At 67.0% G+C, this 20,660-nt stretch carries 20 protein-coding genes and 1 tRNA gene; 11 read left to right on the plus strand and 10 right to left on the minus strand.

Translation table 11 applies throughout. The annotated features are described in order from the left end of the window. The first annotated feature begins 72 nt into the window (after positions 1-72). Complete coding sequence (locus ACFQI8_RS05040; protein ID WP_390243175.1) at positions 73-2,919, plus strand: cation-translocating P-type ATPase; 2,847 nt, start codon at positions 73-75, stop codon at positions 2,917-2,919. Here ACFQI8_RS05040 and ACFQI8_RS05045 read toward each other — a convergent pair. Next, on the minus strand, positions 2,909-3,610 hold the full coding sequence (locus ACFQI8_RS05045) for a TVP38/TMEM64 family protein (protein WP_390243176.1): 702 nt from the start codon (positions 3,608-3,610) through the stop codon (positions 2,909-2,911). The two genes, ACFQI8_RS05040 and ACFQI8_RS05045, sit on opposite strands and share 11 nt — an antisense overlap. A 45-nt stretch (positions 3,611-3,655) precedes the next feature. Further along, complete coding sequence (locus ACFQI8_RS05050; RefSeq protein ID WP_390243177.1) at positions 3,656-4,081, minus strand: universal stress protein; 426 nt, start codon at positions 4,079-4,081, stop codon at positions 3,656-3,658. 170 nt (positions 4,082-4,251) lie between these two features. On the opposite strand from ACFQI8_RS05050, the gene ACFQI8_RS05055 reads away from it, so the two are divergent. From ACFQI8_RS05055 to ACFQI8_RS05065, 3 genes are all read left to right on the plus strand, one after another. Next, positions 4,252-4,722, plus strand: a complete 471-nt coding sequence (locus ACFQI8_RS05055) for an HTH domain-containing protein (RefSeq protein WP_390243178.1) — start codon at positions 4,252-4,254, stop codon at positions 4,720-4,722. Between the two features lie 176 nt (positions 4,723-4,898). Further along, a complete protein-coding gene (locus tag ACFQI8_RS05060) occupies positions 4,899-5,885 on the plus strand; it encodes a class I SAM-dependent methyltransferase (RefSeq protein ID WP_390243179.1) in 987 nt (328 codons plus the stop codon). 92 nt (positions 5,886-5,977) lie between these two features. Continuing rightward, positions 5,978-6,050, plus strand: a tRNA-Thr gene (locus tag ACFQI8_RS05065). 578 nt (positions 6,051-6,628) lie between these two features. Here the strand turns inward: ACFQI8_RS05065 and ACFQI8_RS05070 are convergent. Both ACFQI8_RS05070 and ACFQI8_RS05075 read right to left on the minus strand, forming a co-directional pair. Then, positions 6,629-8,806: an amino acid permease gene (locus ACFQI8_RS05070; protein ID WP_390243181.1), complete on the minus strand. Its 2,178-nt coding sequence runs from the start codon at positions 8,804-8,806 to the stop codon at positions 6,629-6,631. Then, the gene (locus tag ACFQI8_RS05075; RefSeq protein ID WP_390243183.1) at positions 8,803-9,225 is read right to left on the minus strand and encodes an NAD-binding protein; all 423 of its coding nucleotides are present in this window, start codon (positions 9,223-9,225) and stop codon (positions 8,803-8,805) included. The genes ACFQI8_RS05070 and ACFQI8_RS05075 overlap by 4 nt, the downstream gene beginning before the upstream one ends. Positions 9,226-9,459: 234 nt before the next feature. Here ACFQI8_RS05075 and ACFQI8_RS05080 point away from each other — a divergent pair, with 234 nt between their 5' ends. Continuing rightward, positions 9,460-9,939, plus strand: a complete 480-nt coding sequence (locus ACFQI8_RS05080; protein WP_390243184.1) for an Lrp/AsnC family transcriptional regulator — start codon at positions 9,460-9,462, stop codon at positions 9,937-9,939. Positions 9,940-10,293: 354 nt separating this feature from the next. On the opposite strand, the gene ACFQI8_RS05085 is transcribed toward ACFQI8_RS05080, so the two are convergent. Both ACFQI8_RS05085 and ACFQI8_RS05090 read right to left on the minus strand, forming a co-directional pair. Continuing rightward, on the minus strand, positions 10,294-10,503 hold the full coding sequence (locus ACFQI8_RS05085; RefSeq protein ID WP_390243186.1) for a DUF7542 family protein: 210 nt from the start codon (positions 10,501-10,503) through the stop codon (positions 10,294-10,296). An 86-nt stretch (positions 10,504-10,589) separates the two neighbouring features. Further along, on the minus strand, positions 10,590-11,165 hold the full coding sequence (locus ACFQI8_RS05090; protein WP_390243187.1) for a DoxX family protein: 576 nt from the start codon (positions 11,163-11,165) through the stop codon (positions 10,590-10,592). A gap of 116 nt (positions 11,166-11,281) precedes the next feature. On the opposite strand from ACFQI8_RS05090, the gene dph5 reads away from it, so the two are divergent. After that, positions 11,282-12,088 (plus strand): diphthine synthase, encoded by an 807-nt coding sequence (gene dph5 / locus ACFQI8_RS05095; RefSeq protein WP_390243188.1) that lies wholly within the window; start codon positions 11,282-11,284, stop codon positions 12,086-12,088. A gap of 37 nt (positions 12,089-12,125) precedes the next feature. On the opposite strand, the gene artA is transcribed toward dph5, so the two are convergent. Together artA and ACFQI8_RS05105 are read right to left on the minus strand one after the other, a co-directional pair. Continuing rightward, positions 12,126-13,046, minus strand: coding sequence for an archaeosortase A (gene artA / locus ACFQI8_RS05100; RefSeq protein ID WP_390243189.1), 921 nt, complete (start codon positions 13,044-13,046; stop codon positions 12,126-12,128). A gap of 160 nt (positions 13,047-13,206) precedes the next feature. Further along, the gene (locus tag ACFQI8_RS05105) at positions 13,207-13,986 is read right to left on the minus strand and encodes a VOC family protein (RefSeq protein WP_390243190.1); all 780 of its coding nucleotides are present in this window, start codon (positions 13,984-13,986) and stop codon (positions 13,207-13,209) included. 135 nt (positions 13,987-14,121) lie between these two features. Here ACFQI8_RS05105 and ACFQI8_RS05110 point away from each other — a divergent pair, with 135 nt between their 5' ends. Then, positions 14,122-15,564 (plus strand): MATE family efflux transporter, encoded by a 1,443-nt coding sequence (locus ACFQI8_RS05110; RefSeq protein ID WP_390243191.1) that lies wholly within the window; start codon positions 14,122-14,124, stop codon positions 15,562-15,564. Positions 15,565-15,637: 73 nt separating this feature from the next. On the opposite strand, the gene ACFQI8_RS05115 is transcribed toward ACFQI8_RS05110, so the two are convergent. Beyond that, entirely contained in the window at positions 15,638-16,129 is a 492-nt protein-coding gene (locus ACFQI8_RS05115; protein WP_390243193.1) for a TIGR04206 family protein, read from the minus strand. Beyond that, the gene (locus ACFQI8_RS05120; RefSeq protein ID WP_390243195.1) at positions 16,126-17,235 is read right to left on the minus strand and encodes an OBG GTPase family GTP-binding protein; all 1,110 of its coding nucleotides are present in this window, start codon (positions 17,233-17,235) and stop codon (positions 16,126-16,128) included. The genes ACFQI8_RS05115 and ACFQI8_RS05120 overlap by 4 nt, the downstream gene beginning before the upstream one ends. A 157-nt stretch (positions 17,236-17,392) precedes the next feature. Between ACFQI8_RS05120 and ACFQI8_RS05125 the strand changes: the two genes are divergently transcribed. The 4 genes from ACFQI8_RS05125 (at position 17,393) to ACFQI8_RS05140 (ending at position 20,326) form a co-directional block, all read left to right on the plus strand. Further along, complete coding sequence (locus tag ACFQI8_RS05125) at positions 17,393-17,596, plus strand: VNG_1110C family protein (protein ID WP_390243197.1); 204 nt, start codon at positions 17,393-17,395, stop codon at positions 17,594-17,596. A 45-nt stretch (positions 17,597-17,641) separates the two neighbouring features. After that, positions 17,642-18,007, plus strand: coding sequence for a DUF7541 family protein (locus ACFQI8_RS05130; protein WP_390243198.1), 366 nt, complete (start codon positions 17,642-17,644; stop codon positions 18,005-18,007). A gap of 103 nt (positions 18,008-18,110) precedes the next feature. Then, complete coding sequence (locus ACFQI8_RS05135; protein WP_390243200.1) at positions 18,111-18,470, plus strand: DUF6684 family protein; 360 nt, start codon at positions 18,111-18,113, stop codon at positions 18,468-18,470. A 98-nt stretch (positions 18,471-18,568) separates the two neighbouring features. Continuing rightward, positions 18,569-20,326: a cbb3-type cytochrome c oxidase subunit I gene (locus ACFQI8_RS05140; protein WP_390243744.1), complete on the plus strand. Its 1,758-nt coding sequence runs from the start codon at positions 18,569-18,571 to the stop codon at positions 20,324-20,326. Positions 20,327-20,660: the final 334 nt, after the last annotated feature.

Below are 20,660 nucleotides of genomic sequence, written 5' to 3' on the forward strand. Positions count from 1 at the left end.
ACACACATGGTCGAACGTGTGACCCGAACGATATTCATCGTACCGCCGACTGCGGCGGGGTGACAATCGCCGGTGGACATACGTCGGTTCGTGTCGTTCAGTCGAACCGTGCACGAGCAGGCAACCGGGCATCGAGAGGCCGAGGAAGCGAGCGGACGCGAGGGCGTCCCGTGGCACGCGCTCGAACGCGAGGCGGCGCTGGAGCGACTCGGGTCGAGCCGCGACGGGCTCGACCCCGACGACGCGGCCCGCCGACTCGACGAGGAGGGGCCGAACGAGCTCGCCGACGAGGAGGGCGTCTCGCCGCTTTCGCTCCTCGTCTCGCAGTTCACCGGCCCGCTCATCCTCCTGCTTTTCGTCGCCGCCGGCCTCTCGCTCGCCGTCGGCCTCCTGCCCGGCCGCGAACCGGGCTACACCGACGCGGCGCTCATCCTGCTCATCCTCTTCGGAAACGGCCTGTTCGGCTTCGTGCAGGACTACCGCGCCGAGCAGGCGCTCGCGGCGCTTCGGGAGATGGCGACGCCGGACGCGACGGTCCGCCGCGGGGGGTCGATTCGGGCGGTCCCCGCGACCGAGGTCGTGCCGGGCGACGTGGTCGTCCTCGAAGCGGGCGACGCCGTCCCCGCCGACGCCCGCGTCCTCACCGCGGCCGACTGCCGCGCCGACGAGTCGACGCTGACCGGCGAGAGCGTCCCGGTCGACAAGGCGGACGAACCGGTCGAAGCCGACACGGCGCTGGCCGACCGCGGGAGCGTCCTCCACGCCGGAACCACCGTGGTCAGGGGGCGCGCGGAGGCCGTCGTCGTCGCCACCGCGATGGACACCGAACTCGGGGCCATCGCCGACCAGCTCGGACAGGCCCACCAGCGCGAGACGCCGTTCGAAATCGAGGTCGACCGCCTCGGCCGTCGCATCGGCGTCGGCATCGTCGCGCTCATCCTGCTCATCGCGGCGGTCCAGCTGTTCCTCACCGCGACCGACCCGGTGGTCGTCCTCCTCGTCGCCGTCACGCTCGCCGTCGCGGCCGTCCCCGAGGGGCTCCCGGCTGTCGTCACTCTCACCCTCGCGCTCGGGTCGCGGACGCTCATGGAGCGCAACGCACTCGTCCGCAACCTCGCGGTCGTCGAGAGCCTCGGCGCGGTCGACTACATCGTCACCGACAAGACGGGGACGCTGACCGAAAACCGCATGACAGTCACCCGCGCGTGGCTCCCGGACGACCGGACGGTCGAACTGGGCGGCGGGTCGGCGTCGGCCGTCGCCGCGTCCGAAAACGGCGGCCCATCGGCCGCGGCCGAACACGGCGACGCGTCGGCCGTGTCCGCACCGGAGACCGCCTCGGACCCGGACCCGGGACTCACGGCGCTCCTCTCCTGCGGTGCCCGCTGTAACGACACCAAAGAACTCGACGGCGGCGACCACCGCGGGGACCCCACCGAAGTCGCGCTCGTGAGCGCCGCCGCCGACGCGGGCCTCGACGGCTCGCGCGACCCCGACGACAGGCTCCGCGAGGTCCCCTTCACCTCCGAGCGAAAGCGGATGTCGGTCGTGGTGGACGACTTCGACGCGCCCGGCGACGGCCCCGTCGCGCTCGTGAAGGGCGCGCCCGAGGAGATTGTCGCGCGATGCGACCGCGTCCTCGTCGACGGCGGAATCGAGCCGTTCACCGACGAGCGCCGCGAGCGCGTCGAAGCGACCGTGACCGCCTTCGCCGACGACGCGCTCCGCGTGCTCGGGTTCGCCTACGCGCCCGGCGCGGACCCCGACGCCGACGACGAGACGCTCGAATCGGGACTCGTCTTCCTCGGATTGCAGGGCATGACCGACCCGGCGCGCGAGGGCGTCGCCGAGGCGGTCGCCGACTGCCTCGACGCCGGCGTGCGGGTGACGATGGCGACCGGCGACACCCCGCGGACGGCCCGCGCCATCGCCCGCGAGGTCGGCATCGACGCCGACTCAGTCGTCACGGGAACCGAGGTGGCCGCGATGGACGACGAGGAACTCGGCCGGGTCGTCGAGGAGACCAACGTGTTCGCCCGCGTCGCGCCCGAGCACAAGGTCCGCATCCTCCGGGCGCTCCAAGACGCGGGCTACACGGTGGCGATGACCGGCGACGGCGTCAACGACGCGCCCGCGCTCGGCAACGCCGACGTGGGCATCGCCATGGGCGACCGCGGGACGCAGGTCGCACAGGGCGCGTCGGACGTGGTGCTCCGCGACGACAACTTCGTCACCATCCGCGACGCCATCGCGGAGGGCCGCGGCATCTTCGACAACATCCGCAAGTTCGTCAACTACCTGCTGTCGGCGAACGCCGGCGAGGTGCTCGTCGTCTTCCTCGGGACGCTCCTCGGGGCCGCGCTGTTCCCCGCGGTGTTCGCGTCCGAGTCGGCGCTCGTCATCACGCCGGTCGCGCTCCTGTGGCTCAACCTCGTCACCGACGGCTTCCCCGCGCTCGCGCTCGGCGCGGACCCCAAGTCGAGCGACGTGATGCACAGGCCGCCGCGCCCCCGCGACGAGGGCGTCCTCGACCGCCGGACCGTGGCCTCGATTCTCGGCATCGGCGTCGCGCTCACCGCGACCGGACTGGGCGTGTTCTTCTACGCGCTCGACCGGTCCGGCGACCTCGTCGTCGCCCAGACGGTGCTGTTTACCTTCCTCGTCACCGCCGAGTTGGTCCGCACGCAGTCGGTTCGGCTCCGCTACCGACTGTCGCCGCTTTCGAACCCGTGGCTCCTCGGCGCGGTCGGCCTGTCGCTCGCGCTCCACCTCGTCCTGCTGTACACGCCGGTCGTGGACCTCTTTGGCGTCGTTCCGCTCGGGCTCACGGAGTGGGGCTGGGTCGCGGGCGCGTTCGCCCCGTTCCTCGCGGCGAACCTGTGTCTGGTGTGGCTTAACGACCGGCTGTTCACCCCGTAAGCGACCCGAGTGCGCCCATGAGTCGGTCGCGGTAGAGGTAGCCGAGGACCGAGGCGGCGAGCAACGCGCCCACGAACACCGCGGTGAGTTCGGCGTTGCCGTCGGCGGCGGCCGCGCCCGCGAGGTTCACGAGCAGGAAGCCGGGGAGCCGACCCACCGCCGCGACGAGGACGACCCTGCGGACCGGGATGTCGGTGAGGCCGGCGGCGAAACAGACGGCGTCGTCGGGGAGGCCGGGGACGAGGAAGACGAGAAAGAGGACGGCCAGCCCGTGGGTCTCCATCGCGTCGTCGAACACCGAGAGCGCGTCGACGGTGACGACCCGCTCGACGTACGGGCGGCCGAGAGCGCGCGCGAGGGCGACCGCGAGCGCCGTCCCGAGGACGATGCCGACCATGCTGTAGACCGTTCCCCAGAGCGCGCCGAACAGGTAGCCGCTCGCGAACCCGAGGGCCTGTCCGGGGATGGGCGCGACGATGACCTGCACGATTTGCACGCCGACGAACGCGAGGGGAGCGAGCGCCCCGAATCCGAGGAGCCACGTCCGAAGCGCGGTCGGGTTGGCGAGAAATGGAAAGCGGTCGACGAGCGCCGTTCCGACCAGCGCGACGACCGCCACGACGACGACGGCGAGCGCGAGCGTCCGCCACCGGTCCCGCCGCGATTCGAACAGTTCGGGGACGGATAACACGGGTGGCTACTCGCACGCCGCGGGGAAAAGCCCGGCGCGACCGAATCAGTCGTCGCCAGCCGGCGGCACGCACAGCACCGGGACGTCCGAGAGCCTGACGACCCGCTCTGCGACGCTCCCGAGGAGGTAGCGTTCCAGTCCGCTCGTCCCGTGGGTCCCCATCACCACGAGGTCGATGTCGCGCTCTCGGCCGTAGTCGATTATCGTCTCGTGGGGCAGGCCGACGCGAATCTCCGTCTCGACGGGCACGTCGCGGTCGGCGGCGCGGGCGTCGACATCGCCGACCGCCCTCTCCCCGCGCGTCTGTAACTCGTCGTCATCGGCGGGCGCGTCCGCGTGGGCGACTCGAACGTCGACGACGTAGAGGACGTGCAGGGCGGCCCCGTAAGTCGCCGCGAGGTCGACCGCGTACCCGGCGGCGCGGGCCGCGTGGTCGCTACCGTCGGTGGGGACGAGGATGTGGTCGAACATGTCGTCACAGACGCGAGCAGAGCGAATAAAACCGAACCCGGCCTGCCCCGTCGCCCACCCCACACAGCCGTCGCGTCACGCTCGCTCGCGTTCTCGATTCCCGGCCACCGGGAAGGATACGCTCGCCTTATGGCCGAATCGGGCGTACTCTCTACCGGGTGGTGAGAAGCATGCAGACCAACGGCGAACGGAGGGTGGAACTGTGGATTCGGCCGATTCGAGACGGCCTCGGTGAGGAACACCAAGCGCTGATCGTCCGACTCGAACGACTCACCGACGGGGGGGTCGTCGACGACGTGTGCGTCCGGACGTGGGGGCGGAACGTGGACGTGGAGTCCGACCTCGCACCGACGAATCGAGACGCCGTCGTCCGCGAGCGACTCGCCGAGTGTCGCCACTGGGCGCGAACCGAGGAGGTCGCGCTCCCGACGCTCGACGAGCGGTCGACGGTCGGTTCCGGTCGGATGGGGCCCGAACACGACGCAGTCGTCCTTCCGCGGACGCTGGGTATCGTCTTCCGGGGCGACGAAATCGAGGCCGTCTTCCCCCACGAGCGAGACGAGGGGACTCAAACGTTCGCCGATTGGGTCGAGACCGCGGAGTCGTTCCTCGGCATCGACCACGAACACGTCGAGGTGTGATTCGGGGGTTGCCGCCCGGAACACCCAGCGAATCGGGGGGCGAACCGGGGAAACCCGGATTTTTTCGAACGCCGACCGCCGCGAGCGGCGCGCCCGCCGGAAGGGGTGACTCGCGGCGTCCGCGGAGCCCTGCGGCGAAGCGTCACCCTTACTCGGGACCGCGCAGTGGTGGAGATATGAACGTCCCCTGCGTCCGCGTGCCCCGCGAGTCGGGCGAGGCGGCGCGCCGACGCCTCGCCGACGCCGGCCTGCTCGACCACGACCACGAGATTACCGTCGCCGAGGGGACGCTCTACATCCCCGTCGTCGACGCCGACGCCGTCCCCGACGACCTGGCGGTCGTCGACTACGAACCTCCCGCCCGCGAGACCCAGACCACGCCCGCCGACCTGCTCGGCTTCGAACCCTCCTACGAGCGCCTGGGCGATATCGTCATCCTCGACGAGGACGACCCCGACCGCGCCCGCGACATCGCCGACGCCATCGTCGCCTCCGACCTCACGGCCGAAACGGTCGTCAACCGCGCCTCGAAGGTCAAAGGTGAACTCCGCATCCGCGACTGGGACGTGCTCGTCGGCGAGTCGACCGAGACGGTCCACCGCGAGTACGGCCACGAGTTCCGCCTCGACATCGACACCGTCTACTTCTCGCCCCGACTGGCGACCGAGCGCCACCGCGTCGTCGAGGCGGTCCGCGAGGGCGAGCGCGTCTTCGACATGTTCGCCGGCGTCGGTCCGTTCGCCGTCCCGGCCGCCGCCGCGGGCGCGGCGGTCGTCGCCTGCGACCTCAACGAGGCGGCCGTCGCGTTCCTCCGCGAGAACGCCGCGCGAAACGACGTGGCCGACCGACTCACCGCGATTCACGGCGACGTGCGCGAGGTCGCCGACGACTACGAGGGCTGGGCCGACCGGCTCATCATGAACCTCCCGCACAGCGCCAGCGACTTCCTCGACACCGCCGTCCGCCTCGCGAGCGACGACTGCGTGATTCATCTCTACGACATCCAACACGAAGACGACCCGTTCGGCCCGGGACTCGCCGCCGTCCGCGCCGCCGCCGAACCGACCTACGAGGTCGACGTCGTGACCGAGCACGTCGTCCGGTCGTACGCCCCCCACGAGTACAACGTCTGTCTCGACGTTCGCCTGACGAAGCGGGCGTGAGCGGGCTGGTGACGACCGGCAGACACCGGGCTGATTCGCAAGTCTTAATTACGTAACCGGGGTACGGAAGAATGCGTTCGAAATCCCACCGCGCCGGTGTAGCTCAGCTGGCAGAGCGATTCCTTCGTAAGGAATAGGCCGAGGGTTCAAATCCCTCCACCGGCTCTTTCTATCGAACACAGTGAGGTTGAAGAGCCTTGCGTGGAGGGATTTAAGCCAGCGAGCAACGCGGAGCGTTGTGAGTGAGGTTCACAATCCCCTCCACCGGCTTACTTTTTCACCGAACTAACTCGTCGAACACCTCGTGTGCTCGACCCCTCGTGAACGGATACGGGCGCAACTGGACGGATTCGAGCCAGAGCGAAGCGAACCTTCGCGACCGGAATTCGCATCCGTTCCACCGACGACTACCGATTCCGTCACCGTCCCGCGACGCAACCCCTGAGAGACGCATCCCGGCTCAGGGGTGGGTTCGCCTGACCGTCGACTGTGTCACAGGCAGTTTTGCAGTGAGAAACGGGAGTCTCGGGAAGGCTCTCGCAGAACGCTTCGCCGAGGGGGTGCTTCGGTGGTCCTCACCGCCCGCAGTGAAGACACGCTGAACGAGACGGTGAGCGGAACCACGGCCGCCGGAAACGAGGCCACTGTCACCATCGAACTCGCGGACAAGCCACCGTCCTGAGCGCCGGTCCCCCCGACCGAGGCGAACCCGCGGCCACTGACCCAAACGCAGTACGCGTCGGTTAGAACGTCAGCCGTTCGAGCAGTCGCTGTGCGACTCCCGGCCGGCGCGAGCCGTGCGGGTAGACGGTTATCGTCGTACACCGCGGACTCGAGGCGGGCGGGCGGGCGGCGAAGCGGACGTTCCGAAGCCCGCGGGCGGGGGCGCGACGGACCACCACGTCGACGTTCGTCGGCCGCCCGCCGTCCGCTCTGAGCGACACGGAACGAACCGGGACCGAGAGCAACGCCGAGAGGTCGGCCTGATACTCGCCGACCGTCCGTTCGTGCTGTTCGGTCATCTCCGGGTTCGGCGGGTGCTGAAGCAACAGTTCACTCGCGTTGGCGGCGGCGACGGCCGCCGCGACGCTGACCGCTCGCGGCGGGTACGGCCCGCCGTCTCCGGAGAGCACGACGCGCTCGGGACGGTCGTAGCCGAGGTTATCGACCAAGAGCACGTCGCAATGAGCGTGCCGGACGACCCAGTCGATGGGGTCGCCGAACAGCCGCGAGCGGAGTCGAAGCGGTTCGTGTTCGGCCACGATGGTGTCGACCCCGCGGCCCTCCGCGAAGTTGACGACCGCGTGTTTCGTGTCGTGGCTCACTATCTCGTCGGCCTCGATGGCGACGTCCAGTTCCGCCGCGAGCGCCTCGATTCGCGCCTCGTACGAGCGGTCCGCGGACGACTGCGCCGTGACGGCTTCGGTGAGGGGGACCTGGTCGGGAACCTCCTCGAATCGGACGACGACGACGCGGCCGTCGTCGGGGCGAACGAGGTCTGCGGCGACGGTCACGAGCGACCGCTCGCGCCCGTCATCGAGGTCCTTCGTGAGCGCGACGAGCACCTCGCGAGGCGGCTCGTCCATCGCCGATTCCGTTCGGCTGAGCGCGCTCTCTCCGACTTTCCGGCGAACGGCGTCCGTGACGACACCCTCGCGGCTCACCCGCGGACGGGCGTACAGCACGTACCAGACGACGCTCCCGAGCGTGATGGCGACGGCTCCGAGCAGGGCGGTCGACCCCATCTGCGTCAACAGGAGCGCCGCGGTGACAGCGCCGAACACCTGGAGCCACGGGTACAGCGGCGAGGTGAACTCGGGGTCGTACTCCGCGTTCCCCTCGCGGAAGGCGACGACGGCCACGTTGATGAGACCGAACACCAGAATCTGGAAGGCGCTCGCGAGCTTCGCGATGTCGAGAATCGGGACGAACGCGATGAGCACCAGCAACACCGCCCCGGTGAGCGTAATCGAGGTCACGGGCGTTCCGAACCGTTCGCTCACCGCCGAGAACGACGGCGGCGCGAGCTTGTCTCGGCTCATGGCGAACGGGTACCGCGACGAGGAGAGTACGCCCGCGTTGGCCGTCGAGACGAGCGCGAGGATGGCCGCGAGGATGACCACGACCACACCGACCTGCCCGAGCGTCGCCTCGGCGGCCACCGCCATCGGCGTGAGCGACCCGGCGACGCTTCCGGGGTCGGTCACGCCGACCAGCACCGCCACGATGGCGACGTACAGGACCGTCGTGAACGCGAGCGAGCCGAGGATACCCAGCGGGATGTTTCGCCCCGGGTTTTCGACCTCCTCGGCGACGCTCGCGACTTTCGTCACGCCGGCGTAGGAGACGAACACGAGGCCGGTCGCGGCGAGGAGGCCGCCGAGACCGGCGTCGAAGAAGCCGGCGTAGTTGGCCTGCTGGACGCTGGGGGCGCTCCCCGCGGCGAACCAGCCGAGGGCGGCCAGCATGACGACGACGATGCCGACCTGTAGGCGACCCGTCTGCTTCGCGCCGACGACGTTGACGAGTATCAGCACTGCCGCGACGCCCAGCGCGACCGGTCGAAGCGGGAGGTCGAACAGGAGAAGCAGATACGGGACGCCGCCGACCAGCGCGAGCGCGCCCTTGAACGACAGGGAGAACCACGTGCCGACGCCGGCGACGGTTCCGAGCAACGGACCCATCCCCCGCTCGATGTAGATGTACGTCCCGCCGGCCTTGGGCATCGCGGTCGCCATCTCGGACTTCGACAGCGCGGCCGGCACGACGAGCAGGCCCGCGAGAGCGTAGGCGAGTATCACCGCCGGGCCCGCGACTTCGAGCGCCAGTGCAGGCAGAATGAAGATACCACTGCCGATCATCGCACCGATGCTTATCGCGAAGACCGACGGCAGTCCGAGGTCGCGTTCTAACTCCTTCATACGGCCCCCGCGAGCGTGCCCGACAGGACGGACGTCGCACAGACCGGCTCGTGGCCGGCGTCGGCGAACATGTCGAAGCGGTCCGGCGTGTTGACCAACACGACGACGTGTTCGACGTCGAAGCGGGCCCGGACGAGTTGGGCGATAAGTAGGTTGCGACTGTCGGACGCCGTGGCGACGACAACCGTCGACGCGGCCGCGACACCAGCCGCCTCCAGCGTTCGGACGTCCGCCGGGTCGCCTCGTACGCCGTCGATTTCTGACCGATCGTGGAATTGGTCGATTACGTAGACGGCGCGACCGGCCGCTTGGAGATGTCGGGCGATGGCAGAGCCGAGGTGTCTACCGCCCAAGACGTAGTAGATACGCTGTTCACAGTCCGTGCGTCGCTCGTCTACGACGGGGGGATTCGACGTCATGTGTGTGCTGATTGTGGAGTCGGCATTCGGTCCGGCCGTGTGTCCCCTCGTCGGTGACGGAAGACCTTAAACTAGCGCATTATTTTGACAGTACGTCAAATAAATGGATTAGAAAACCCAATCCGTCATTCCAGCTCGAGTCTCTCGTCGGCGTCGTCGGCGACGGCGAACGACCGCATCGAGCGCGGGTATGGAACAGACTGATAATCACACCGAGTCCAGAGTAGGTCACGTATGAAAGACGGTGAGTTAGACTCGACAGACAAGCGCATCCTCTACTATCTCCAGCAGGACGCCCGAGGAACGTCGTCCAGCGACATCGCGGAGAAACTCGGCCTCTCGTCGAGCACCGTCAGAACGCGTCTCAACAGACTCGAAGACAGCGGTATCGTTCGCGGATATCACGTCGACATCGACTACGACCTCGCGGGCTACCCGCTGTACACGAAGATAATCTGTACCGCGCCCGTGCCCGAGCGCTCCGCGTTGGCAAACCGGGCGCGCGACGTACACGGCGTGACCGCGGTTCGAGAGATAATGACCGGAGAGCGGAACGTGTACGTGAACGCCATCGGCACTGACCACGACGACCTCAACCGCATCAGCGAAGAACTCGACCGAGCCGGGCTGGTCATCGTCGACGAACAGCTCATCCGCGACGAGTTCGTCTGCCCGTATCACGGGTTCCTCGACGAGGACGGCGCTGACCAGTAGGCGACCAGTATATCGCCTTCGCGACTCGCGTTCCGGACCATCGGACGAGGCTATCGAGCCAGCCGAAACAGTCGCTGTCGGCGCACGCACGGCGTCCGCGAGGAGCGGCCCCCGAACCGAGACCGCCGATTACGCCGAAGTGAATCGATTCCACACCGCGCGACAGTCGCTACAGAGGAACCCAGTGAACTCGTCTATCGCGTGCCTTCGGACCGTCGTATCTCGTCCGCACCGTTCACACCACATACCCACTCGTTCGGGGGACTGTCGTATTGTTATGACTCTCATAGTCGCTGACTCGATGCTCGACGCGACTCGGAGCGAGAGCCCGACCCGAATCGGTGGGGGGCCGGTTCAGCGGTTCTCGTCGAGGTTCACGCCGCAGACGCCCGCCTCGTCGCCCATCTGCTCCACGCCGGGGGCGAACCGGCCCAACTCCCACGCGGGGTCGTGGCCGGTCTCGGCGCGGTGTTCTTCGATTCGGAGGCGCGCGTCCGCGAGCTTCGAAAAGCGCTCTTCGAGTCCGCACGTCGGACAGGAAACCGTCGCACGAGGAGTCGACATCAGTCGGACCGACCACGGCACTCGAGATAGTTCCGTCGAGTTCGTCCGCGGAGAACGGTGAAACAAGCGCTCTCGGCGCGCGGCGTTCAGCCCATGACGAGGCCCATCCACCGGTTGCGCCGCACGAACTCCATGTTTTCGAGATAGGCGTCGACACCGAGGATGCGGCCCGCGCCGAACGCGCCGAGGCCGAACAGCAACACCGCGTAGACGATGTGGTCGTCGACGACCCAGCCGTGGGCCAGCGGCAGTCCCGCGAGGATGCCGCCTTCGAGCGCCGCCGCCCAGTAGAACAGCATCATAATCGCGCCCCAGAAGGCGCTGAATCGGACGAACGCGCCGAAGATAATCGCCAGCCCGGCCAGCGTCAACCCCCACATGTTCAGCATATCGATAAGGGGACTACCGGCCATCGAACCCCACACCCCCATCAGGGGATTCCCCTGCGGGATTCCGTTGGCGAGAAAGCCCGCCGCAGTCCAGTTGTTCGAGGGGTCCGCATCCAAGTAGGTTACGAGCTTCGTGACACCGCCCTGGAACAGCGTCCACCCCATCACCACTCTGAGCAGGAACAGCGAGTAGCCGACCCAGCGCTCCGAGTAGTCGAACCGCACCGGCCGCCCGAACAGCTCCGTCTCTAGTGTACGATTATCCGTTGACATACAGAGGTAATATTTTCCGTCAAACTACAATAGTGTGTTGGGTAATCTCACGCAATGAGGTCGGCCGTCTCACCGGAGTTCACGCCGCTTATCACCGCTCGCGACAGAACACGGGCATGCTCACGTTCATCGGACTCGGCCTGTACGACGAGCGCTCCGTCACCGTGGAGGGACGCGAGGCGCTCGCGGACGCCGACCGCGCGTTCGCGGAATTCTACACGAGTCACCTCGTCGGCGCGACCGTCGCGGAGCTCGAAGCCTACCACGACATCGATATCGAGGTCCGGGACCGCGCCGGCGTCGAACAGGACCCCGACCCGATACTCGACGCCGCGGAAGACGAACACGTCGTGTTTCTCACCGCCGGCGACACGATGATTTCGACCACGCACGTCGACCTCCGCCTCCGCGCGGAAGACCGCGGCATCGAGACGCGACTCGTTCACGGCGTGACCGCCCAGTCCGCCGCCAGCGGTCTGACGGGACTTCAGAACTACCGCTTCGGGAAGGCCGTCACGCTCCCGTTCCCGTACGTCCACGGCGGCGACCCGGTGCCGAAGAGCGTCGTCGACTCCCTCGAAGCGAACCGCGACCTCGGCTTACACACGCTCGTCTACCTCGACATCAAGGTCGACTGGGAGGGCCGCCGCGGCGTCGAGGTCGACGGCGACCAGTACATGACCGCCGACTACGCGGCGGAACTGTTCGCCGAACACTGGGACGGCGACGCCCTCGGCGTGGCCGTCTGCCGGGCGGGGAGTCCGGACCCCGTCGTCGCCGCGGACCGCCTCTCGGCGCTCGCGGAACGCGACTTCGGCGAGCCGCTCCACATGCTCGTCATCCCCGGCGAGGTCCACCACGTCGAGGCCGACGCGCTCTCGGCGCTCGGCGGCGCGCCCGAAGAACTGTTCGACGACCACTAACGCGACGCGAGACGGGAAAAAGAGAAAACCGAACCGATTACGCCTGCTCGTCGAGGCCTAACTCGCTTCTGAGGTCGTACTCGTCGCCGGTCACCATGTAGAGCACGTCCTCGATGACGGTGAGGAGCTCCGGAACCTCCTGTACGACGAGATACGTGATGCCGACGAGCGCGACGACCGCGAGCGCCTGGCTGATGATGCGGTCGGAAATGAAGAACGACACCATGTAGGGGTCCGACGAGCCGAAGAGGAACAGCACTTTGTCGACGAACAGTTGGAAGAACTGCTTGCCGACCGAGATGGTGATGAACGTTGTCCGAAGCAGGTTCAGCGCGTAGATGATGGGGACGGCGATGGCGAGTCCGCGGAGCTTCCGGCGCATCGGGGCGTCGACGGCGGCGATGAGGCCGGCGAAGATGGCGATGCTCCCGAGGCCGGTGCAGGCGAGGACGACCGAGATTTCGAGTCGGTGAGAGCCCTGCATCCACAGGAACGTGTTCAGGTAGCCCTCGTCGCCGGGAATCATCTGCGGGGTGTAGCCGAGCGATTCGATGAGGAAGCGCGTCTGCGCCGCGACGGACTCCATGAGAATGCCGCGGGGAGCGGGGACGGTCGTTCCGAGGAGCGTAAACGCGGGTATCGTCTCGAACGGGAGGTAGACCACGCCCATGGCGGCGACGGCGCGCGAGAGGACGAACAGCGTGTCGCGGCCGTTGTAGAGGAGCCAGCCGGCGTACAGCGACGCCGGGACGGCCGCGATGGTCAGCAACCCCTCGATGTAGCTCTTGTGGACGAGCGTGAAATGCGGGATGAGTTGGAGCCAGAAGACCGCGAACAACACCCACGCGGCAGTCATCACCCGTCGCCCGAGTTCGCGGTCCCGCCCGTTTGCGACCGCGCCGGCGACGAAGGTTCCGATGACCACCCACGCGAGGATGTCGGAGAGGAGACCGGGCATACGTATTGGATGTGGTGGACCGATTAAATCCCTTGTCGTTCCGTACACCGACTTCCGGTGCGGCCCGGCGGCCTAAACCCGCAGTGCCGCCGCTGTGTCGATAGTCGACAGTCAACAGCGATGCGAAAACGAGACGCCGGGGCGTCAGAACCGAGGCGGGTTATTCCGGTGACTCGAAGTCGGCCGGGATGACCTCGATTTCGTGGCCATCGGGGTCTTTCGTGAACGCGAACATGTCGTCGCAGGACTCGGGGTCGCGGTAGTCGTCGGCCTCGCGCTCCATGAGCGTCTCCCAGTAGTCGTGGAGGTCGTCGGCGCTGACGGCGAGGTGGCCCCACGCGTCGCCCATCTCGTAGCTCCGACCGTCGTAGTTGTAGGTGAGTTCGACGGCCATCGCCTCTTCGGCCGCGCTCTCGGGCTTCATGAAGTAGTTCGCGAAGGTGTCGGACTCCCAGCGACCGGTGTGCTCGTAGCCGAACTTGCGAGTCCAGAAGCCGAGCGCCTCGTCGGCGTCCTCGACGCGAATCATGGTGTGGTCGAGGCTCCACTTCGCGCCGTGGTCGCGCTTGACGATTTCGACCTCGTGGCCGTCGGGGTCCTTGACGAACGCGTAGCGGCCGCCGCAGGACTCGGGGTCGCGGTAGTCTTCGACGCCCTCGTCCATCAACTGCTGGTAGGAAGATTCGAGTTCGTCCTCGGGGACGCGGACCGCGATGTGGCCCCACGCGTCGCCCATCTCGTAGGTGTGGTCGCCGTGGTTGTAGGTGAGTTCGAGGACCGCGCCCTCCTCGTGGAGGTTCTCGGGGCCGAGGTAGACGTTGGTGAACGTGTCGGCCTCCCAGCGACCCTTCTCCTCGTAGCCGAGGTGGGTCGTGTACCAGTCGAGCGACTCCTCGAGGTCTTCGACGCGAATCATCACGTGGTCGAGGGCTCCGGACATATCGAACAGATGTGTCGCGCCGGCGAAAAACGTACCGAACGCGGAACCGACCGTCGATGGTTGTCACACGCCGTCTACCGGAGCTTTCGGTCCGTTGCGAGGTGCATAAGTACTTCCCGAAGGTACGATTCGGCAGTGTCTCCGGTCCCCAACCCCGTTCGCCTCCTCATCCTCGGCATCGGCCTGGCGCTCGCCCGGCTCGGTCTTCTCGACCGTGAGCGCGCCGTCCGCATCGCCGACCTCTCGTGGCCGCGCGTCGTCACCGGCATCGCCCGGATGTCGAAGAACGCCGTCGACGTGGCGATGGTTGGAATCGCCTCCGGGACCGTCGCCATCACCGGCGTCGGGTTCGCCGGGCCGTACTGGGGACTCGCCTTCGCGCTCGGCGGCGGCATCGCGGGGGGGACCATCGCGCTCGTCTCCCAGCGCTTCGGCGCGGACGCGAGAGACGAGTTGGGGCTCGCGGTCCGGTCGAGCGCGCTTTTGACCGTCGTCGCCACGGTCCCGGTCACGGCCGTCTTCTGGCTGTTCCCCACCGAGCTCATCTCCGTGCTGAGTAGCGACCAAGGCGCCATCGAGCTCGGAGCGGCCTACCTCCGAATCGTCGGTCTCGGCGTCCCGTTCGCCGGCCTGAACCTCATCGGGAGTCGCGTCCTCGTCGGCACCGACGACGCGTACACCGCGATGATTCTCCGCGCGACCGGGGCGGTCATCAACATCGTCCTCAACGCGGTGCTCATCTTCGGGCTCGACCTCGGCGTCGAGGGCGCGGCGCTCGGGACCGTCCTCTCGAACGTCGTCGTCACCGGCGCGTTCGCGGTCGGCCTCTCGCGGGGGTCGCTTCCCGGCGTCGGCGCGTTCCCCGTCACCATCGACCCGTTCGGCCCCTTCCTCGACACCGAGACGATACGCGACCTCGTCAAAATCGGCGTCCCGGTCATGGGTCGAAGCCTCGTCTGGACGGTCGCCGAGTTCCCGATGCTCGCCATCCTCGACAGCTTCGGTCCGGACGTGGTCGCGGCGTTCGTCATCACCCGCCGCATCTGGGGGCTGATGAACACCCCCGGCTGGGGTTTCGGACTGGCGTCGTCGAGCCTCGTCGGGCAGGCGCTCGGGAAAGACGACGAACAGACCGCCGAAGCCTACGGCAACGAAGTCATTCGGTTCGCCGTCGCCACGTACCTCGTCTCGGCGGCGCTCGTGGCGATATTCGCCCGCCCAATCGTCCTCGGGTTCGTCGATAACCCGGCGGACCCGGCGGTCCCCATCGCCGTCAATCTCGTCTACGTCGCCTGTCTCGCCGTCATCTTACAGGGCGTCTCCGGCGGCTCCGCGGGGCCGCTCGACGCCAGCGGCGACACGCGTTGGACGTTCGGAAGCCAGTTCGTCGGGATGTTCCTCGGGTCGATTCCGCTCACCTATATCGGCTCCGTCACCTCGCTCGGCCTCACCGGGCTCTATCTGGCGTTCCTCGCCGAGACGACCATCCCGGCGGTGCTGAACTACTACCGCTTTAAGACCGGGACGTGGAAGGCGGTGAGTCGGAACTACCGACCGAAGGCGGCCGCGGACGACTGAGAAGAGGCGACGCGGCTGTTCGGGGCGGTTCGGGCCGGTCCGATTTGGTTCGTCACAGTCGGCGAGATGCTGATTACGCGCGGCGCGAGGAGCCGTCAGCATCGAGACGCGCGCGTGACCAATACAAGAACCCCGCCGCGGCCCACAGCAGGACCGTACCGACCGGCCACGCGGTTCGACCGGGTTGGACCGAAAAGCCGCGGGCGACCTCCAACTGAGTCACGCCGGCGAGGAGGAGTCCGGCCGCGGTGAGTCGAACGTCCTCGCGGCCGAACAGGACGCCCGAGAGCGCGCTTCCGAGCGCGACGAGGTAACAGGCGACACCGACCGGCCAGACGAGAATGTAGTCCGGCAGTCCCATCGTAAACCGCAGGAAGAAGTCGGTGATGGTCGTCACGCTTCCAGTCGCGGGACCGACGAGTCCCCACGGGAACAGGAGCGTGGCGGCCCCGGCGGTGAACGTCTGGACGGACCACGGAACGAGACCGAGGACGGAGACGATGAGGATGTGGCCACGGCGCGCGGGTGACCGCGGAGCCGACCGAGCCGCCGGGTCGGTCGTCACCGCTGGGCGATGATGCGGAGCACGTCCTCGTCGGCGAGGACGTGGTCGCGGCCGACCTGCTGGTCGTCGTGTTTCGCGCTCGGGCCGGAGACGCGGGCGAACCGGAACCGCTCGTCGAGTTTGGCACCGAGTTCGTGGATGGCGTCGTCGATGGTGTCGCCCTCGCGGAGGACGAGCGGTTCGTCGTAGTCGACGCCGCGGCCCGGTTTGTCCATGTAGATGCGGATGAGCCCGAGCGCGTCCCAGAGTTCCTCTTTGAGCGCGTCGAGCCCCTTCTCGGCCTCGGCGCTGATGAACGTGACCTCGTCGGGGTCGAGACCGACCTCGCGGAGGTTCTCCTCGACCGTCGGGAGGTAGTCCTTATCGATGAGGTCGGCCTTGTTGACGGTGACGATAGACGGCAGGTACACCCGGTTTTTCATGATGCCGTCGACGAGTTCGTCGATGGTCGTCTCGCCGCGGAGCGTCACCTCGGCGTTGACGAAGCCGTGCTCGCGGAGGATGCCCTTGATGGTCTCCTCTTCGAGGTCGACGCTGTCGCTTTTGGTCACGTTGATGCCGCCTTTGCCCTTTTTGTTGATAGAGAGGCTCGGCGGCGACGTGTCGAGCCGAATCTTGTTGTTGTAGAGCTCCTGTTGCAGTCGCTCGTAGCGCTCTATCTCGAACACCGAGAGCATGAACACGACGAGGTCGGCGGTGCGGACGACGGAGAGAACTTCCCGGCCGCCGCCGCGACCGCCCGCGGCCCCCTCGATGAGGCCGGGCACGTCGAGTATCTGGATGTTCGCGCCCTTGTACTTCAGCATCCCCGGATTCACGTTGAGCGTGGTGAACTCGTACTCGCCGGTCTCGCTGTCGGCGTTGGTGAGCGCGTTGATGAGCGTCGATTTGCCGACGCTCGGGAAGCCGACGAGCGCGACCGTGGCGTCGCCGGTCTTCTCGACGGCGTACCCTTGGCCACCGCCGGCCGAACTCTGGTTTTCGAGTTTCTCTTTCAGTTCCGCGAGTTTCGCCTTCAGCCGGCCGATGTGCGCCTCGGTCGACTTGTTGTACGGCGTGTTAGATATCTCCTCGCGGATATCTTCGATCTCCTCCTCCAGTCCCATCGTCAACAGTTCCGCCGCGTCCGTCGAAAAACCCTTTCCTTCCGCGCGGCGGGGTCCGCCGCACCGACGCGTCGGATATCGTGGTCGTCTCGCGTGCGCGAAGCGACGAGTTTCGGCACGGTTATACACGACCCCTTCGACCGCCCGATGAACACCGATGCCCGACCCCCGAACGCTCCGCGACAGCACGCAAATCGTGCTCCCCTGCGACCTCTTGGAGAGCGTGCGCGACGACCTCGAAGCGGAGTTCGTCGTCTCCGTCCACCGGGCGGGCGGAGACACGTGCCGTATCATCGGGAGCCCCGTCGAGATTCGCGCGGTCAGCGACTTCCTCGCCCGACAGGGCATCTCCCTCCGCTAGTCGCGGTTCCGAAGGGCTTGTTACCACACAGTCCAACGGACGCGTATGGACGAAGCGCCGGGACTCTCAGACCAGTACCGCACGGCCAGTCCGTGGCCCGTGTTCATCGCGCTCGGAATCCCCATCTCCGAGTTGGGCCTGTTGTTCGGCCTGTTTCCCCTCGCCGTCGGTGGACTGCTCCTGTTCGGCGGGAGCATCGTCGGCATCCTCAAGGAGTCCGGTTACGTCACCTCGACGATTCGGGCCGTCTCCGCGCTCGCCGCCGTCCTGTTCGTGTTCGGCGTGGCACTCGCGTTCACCGACATCGCCCTCGTGACCCGCGGATACGCGGTTATCGCCGCCGCGATTCTGCTTGTGGTCGGCGGCGTCGTCTTCGAACTGTTCGTCCGCGACCAGCGACAGGCCTTCTGACCGCCACGGACGCCTCCGCGGACGCCTCCGCGGCCGCTCCCACTCGCCTCGACCGGACGAGAAACCAACAATCTATTTGAACGGCGTCCCCCACTGTCCCGATATGGCAACCAAGACGTTCGACAAGGACACCATCCTCGACCTCACGGTCAACATGGTCCCGCTGGCCATCATCCTGTTTTTCGTGGTGGCGTTCACCTTCGTCAATCCGTTTGGGTTCGAATCGCTCACCTCGGGGCTCCAGTACACGCTTCTCATCGCGCCGTTCGTGCTCCTCGCGGCGCTCACCTATCTCTCGGGGAAGGCCATCGCGGGCTCCGAGGAGGAAGGCACCGTCTACGCGCCGGGGCAGGCGACGGTTCCGGGTGCGAAGCCGCTTCACGAAGAAACGGGCGAGGTGACGGCTGAGCTCGAAGAATCGCCGGATGACGACACCGTCGAAGCCGCAGACGAGACGGCTTAAAGCACCTCGAATCGCAGGGCGGTCCCGAATCTTTCATTACCCTGCACTACTCAGGCACTTCCATGGAGGTTAACGGACAGTTAGCACTGACGGTGCTCATGGGGGTCTTCCTCATCGCCGTCGCCGCGTGGCTCGCGCGGGTCGAAGACTGGCGGTCGTACACCCCGCTCGCGGGCGGAGGCACGGTCGGCGGTACCGCAGAGCAGTACGTCTCGGAGGAGAAACCATCCGGGGTCATCCGTTGGTTGACGACGGTCGACCACAAGGACATCGGGATGCTCTACGGCACCTACGCGCTCGTCGCGTTCGCCGTGGGCGGTCTCATGGTCGTCCTGATGCGGATTGAACTGGCGGACCCGTCGATGACGCTTATCTCGAACACGTTCTACAACTCGTTGCTCACAAGCCACGGGATTACGATGTTGTTCCTGTTCGGGACGCCCATCATCGCCGCGTTCTCGAACTACTTTATCCCGCTTCTCATCGGCGCGGACGACATGGCGTTCCCGCGTATCAACGCCATCGCCTTCTGGCTCCTGCCGCCGGCGGCGCTCCTCATCTGGGCCGGGTTCTTCCCCATCCCGGACGTCATCCCGGCGCAGACGGCCTGGACGATGTACACGCCGCTTTCGGCCGGTGTCGGCTCCGGCAACCAGGTGAACGCCGGCGTCGACCTGATGCTCCTCGGCCTGCACCTCTCGGGTGTCTCGGCCACGATGGGTGCGATCAACTTCATCGCGACCATCTTCACGGAGCGTGACGAGAAGGTGTCGTGGGCGAACCTCGACATCTTCTCGTGGACGATTCTGACCCAGTCCGGGCTCATCCTCTTCGCGTTCCCGCTTCTCGGGAGCGCCATCGCGATGTTGCTTCTCGACCGGAACTTCGGCACGATGTTCTTCTCGGTCGACGGCGGCGCGATTCTGTGGCAACACCTGTTTTGGTTCTTCGGCCACCCCGAAGTGTACATCCTCGTGTTGCCTCCGATGGGTATCGTGAGCCTCGTGCTTCCGCGCTTTGCGGGCCGGCGGCTCTTCGGGTTCAAGTTCGTCGTCTACTCCACGCTCGCCATCGGCGTCCTCTCGTTCGGCGTCTGGGCGCACCACATGTTCGCGACGGGTATCGACCCCCGGCTCCGCGCCTCGTTCATGGCCGTCTCGCTGGCCATCGCGATACCGAGCGCGGTCAAGACGTTCAACTGGATCACGACGATGTGGAACGGGAAGATTCGCCTCACGACGCCGATGCTGTTCTGTATCGGCTTCGTCTCGAACTTCATCATCGGCGGCGTGACGGGCGTCTTCCTCGCGTCGATTCCGGTGGACCTCGTGCTCCACGACACCTACTACGTCGTCGGACACTTCCACTACATCGTCATGGGTGCCATCGCCTTCGCCGGCTTCGCCGGGCTCTACTACTGGTTCCCCATCTACACCGGCCGGATGTACCAGGTCACGCTCGGTAAGTGGCACTTCTGGCTCTCGATGGTCGGGACGAACCTGACGTTCTTCGCGATGATTCTGCTCGGCTACGGCGGCATGCCGCGTCGCTACGCGACCTACCTGCCGCAGTTCGCGACGCTCCACCAGGCCGCGACGGTCGGGGCGCTCATCCTGCTCGTCGGCCAGATCATCTTCGTCTGGAACTTCGCCCAGTCGTGGCTCGAAGGCCGCGAGATCGAAGACGGCGACCCGTGGGACCTCGCCGACGACGACCTCACCACCGCCGAGTGGACCTGGTTCGAGCGCAAACTGGAGACGGCCGTCACCGACGGCGGCGAAGAGGAGAGCGAACTCGCCACCGACGGCGGGCAGGCGGTCGACGACACGGACGCGGACTCCGCTGAGGACGCGTAACCGACGCCGCTCGCCCGCGGTTCGGTCGCGACTCATTTTTCGGACGCTGGGCTTCGAGAGCGAACGCGCCCGACGCCGCCGACCGTCCCGTCAGCGCCGCCGGAGTCCTCTCGGGCGTGTCGCGGCGTCCGTCCCATCAGCGCCGCCGCTCACGAGCGAGGGTGGTTACGGTGAATCGAAGCGGCCGCTGTCGACGGTGGTGACGCGGAAAAGCGAGCGCATTCAGACGACGAGGAGAATGCCCGTCGCGAACATCAGTATCGCGATGGCCCCGAGCACGAGTCCGAGGATATCGGTATCCGACATACTCGAACCTTGGTGCGTGCGGTCAAAG

The sequence above is a fragment of the Haloferax chudinovii genome (genome assembly GCF_042663345.1).
GTDB lineage: Archaea > Halobacteriota > Halobacteria > Halobacteriales > Haloferacaceae > Haloferax > Haloferax chudinovii.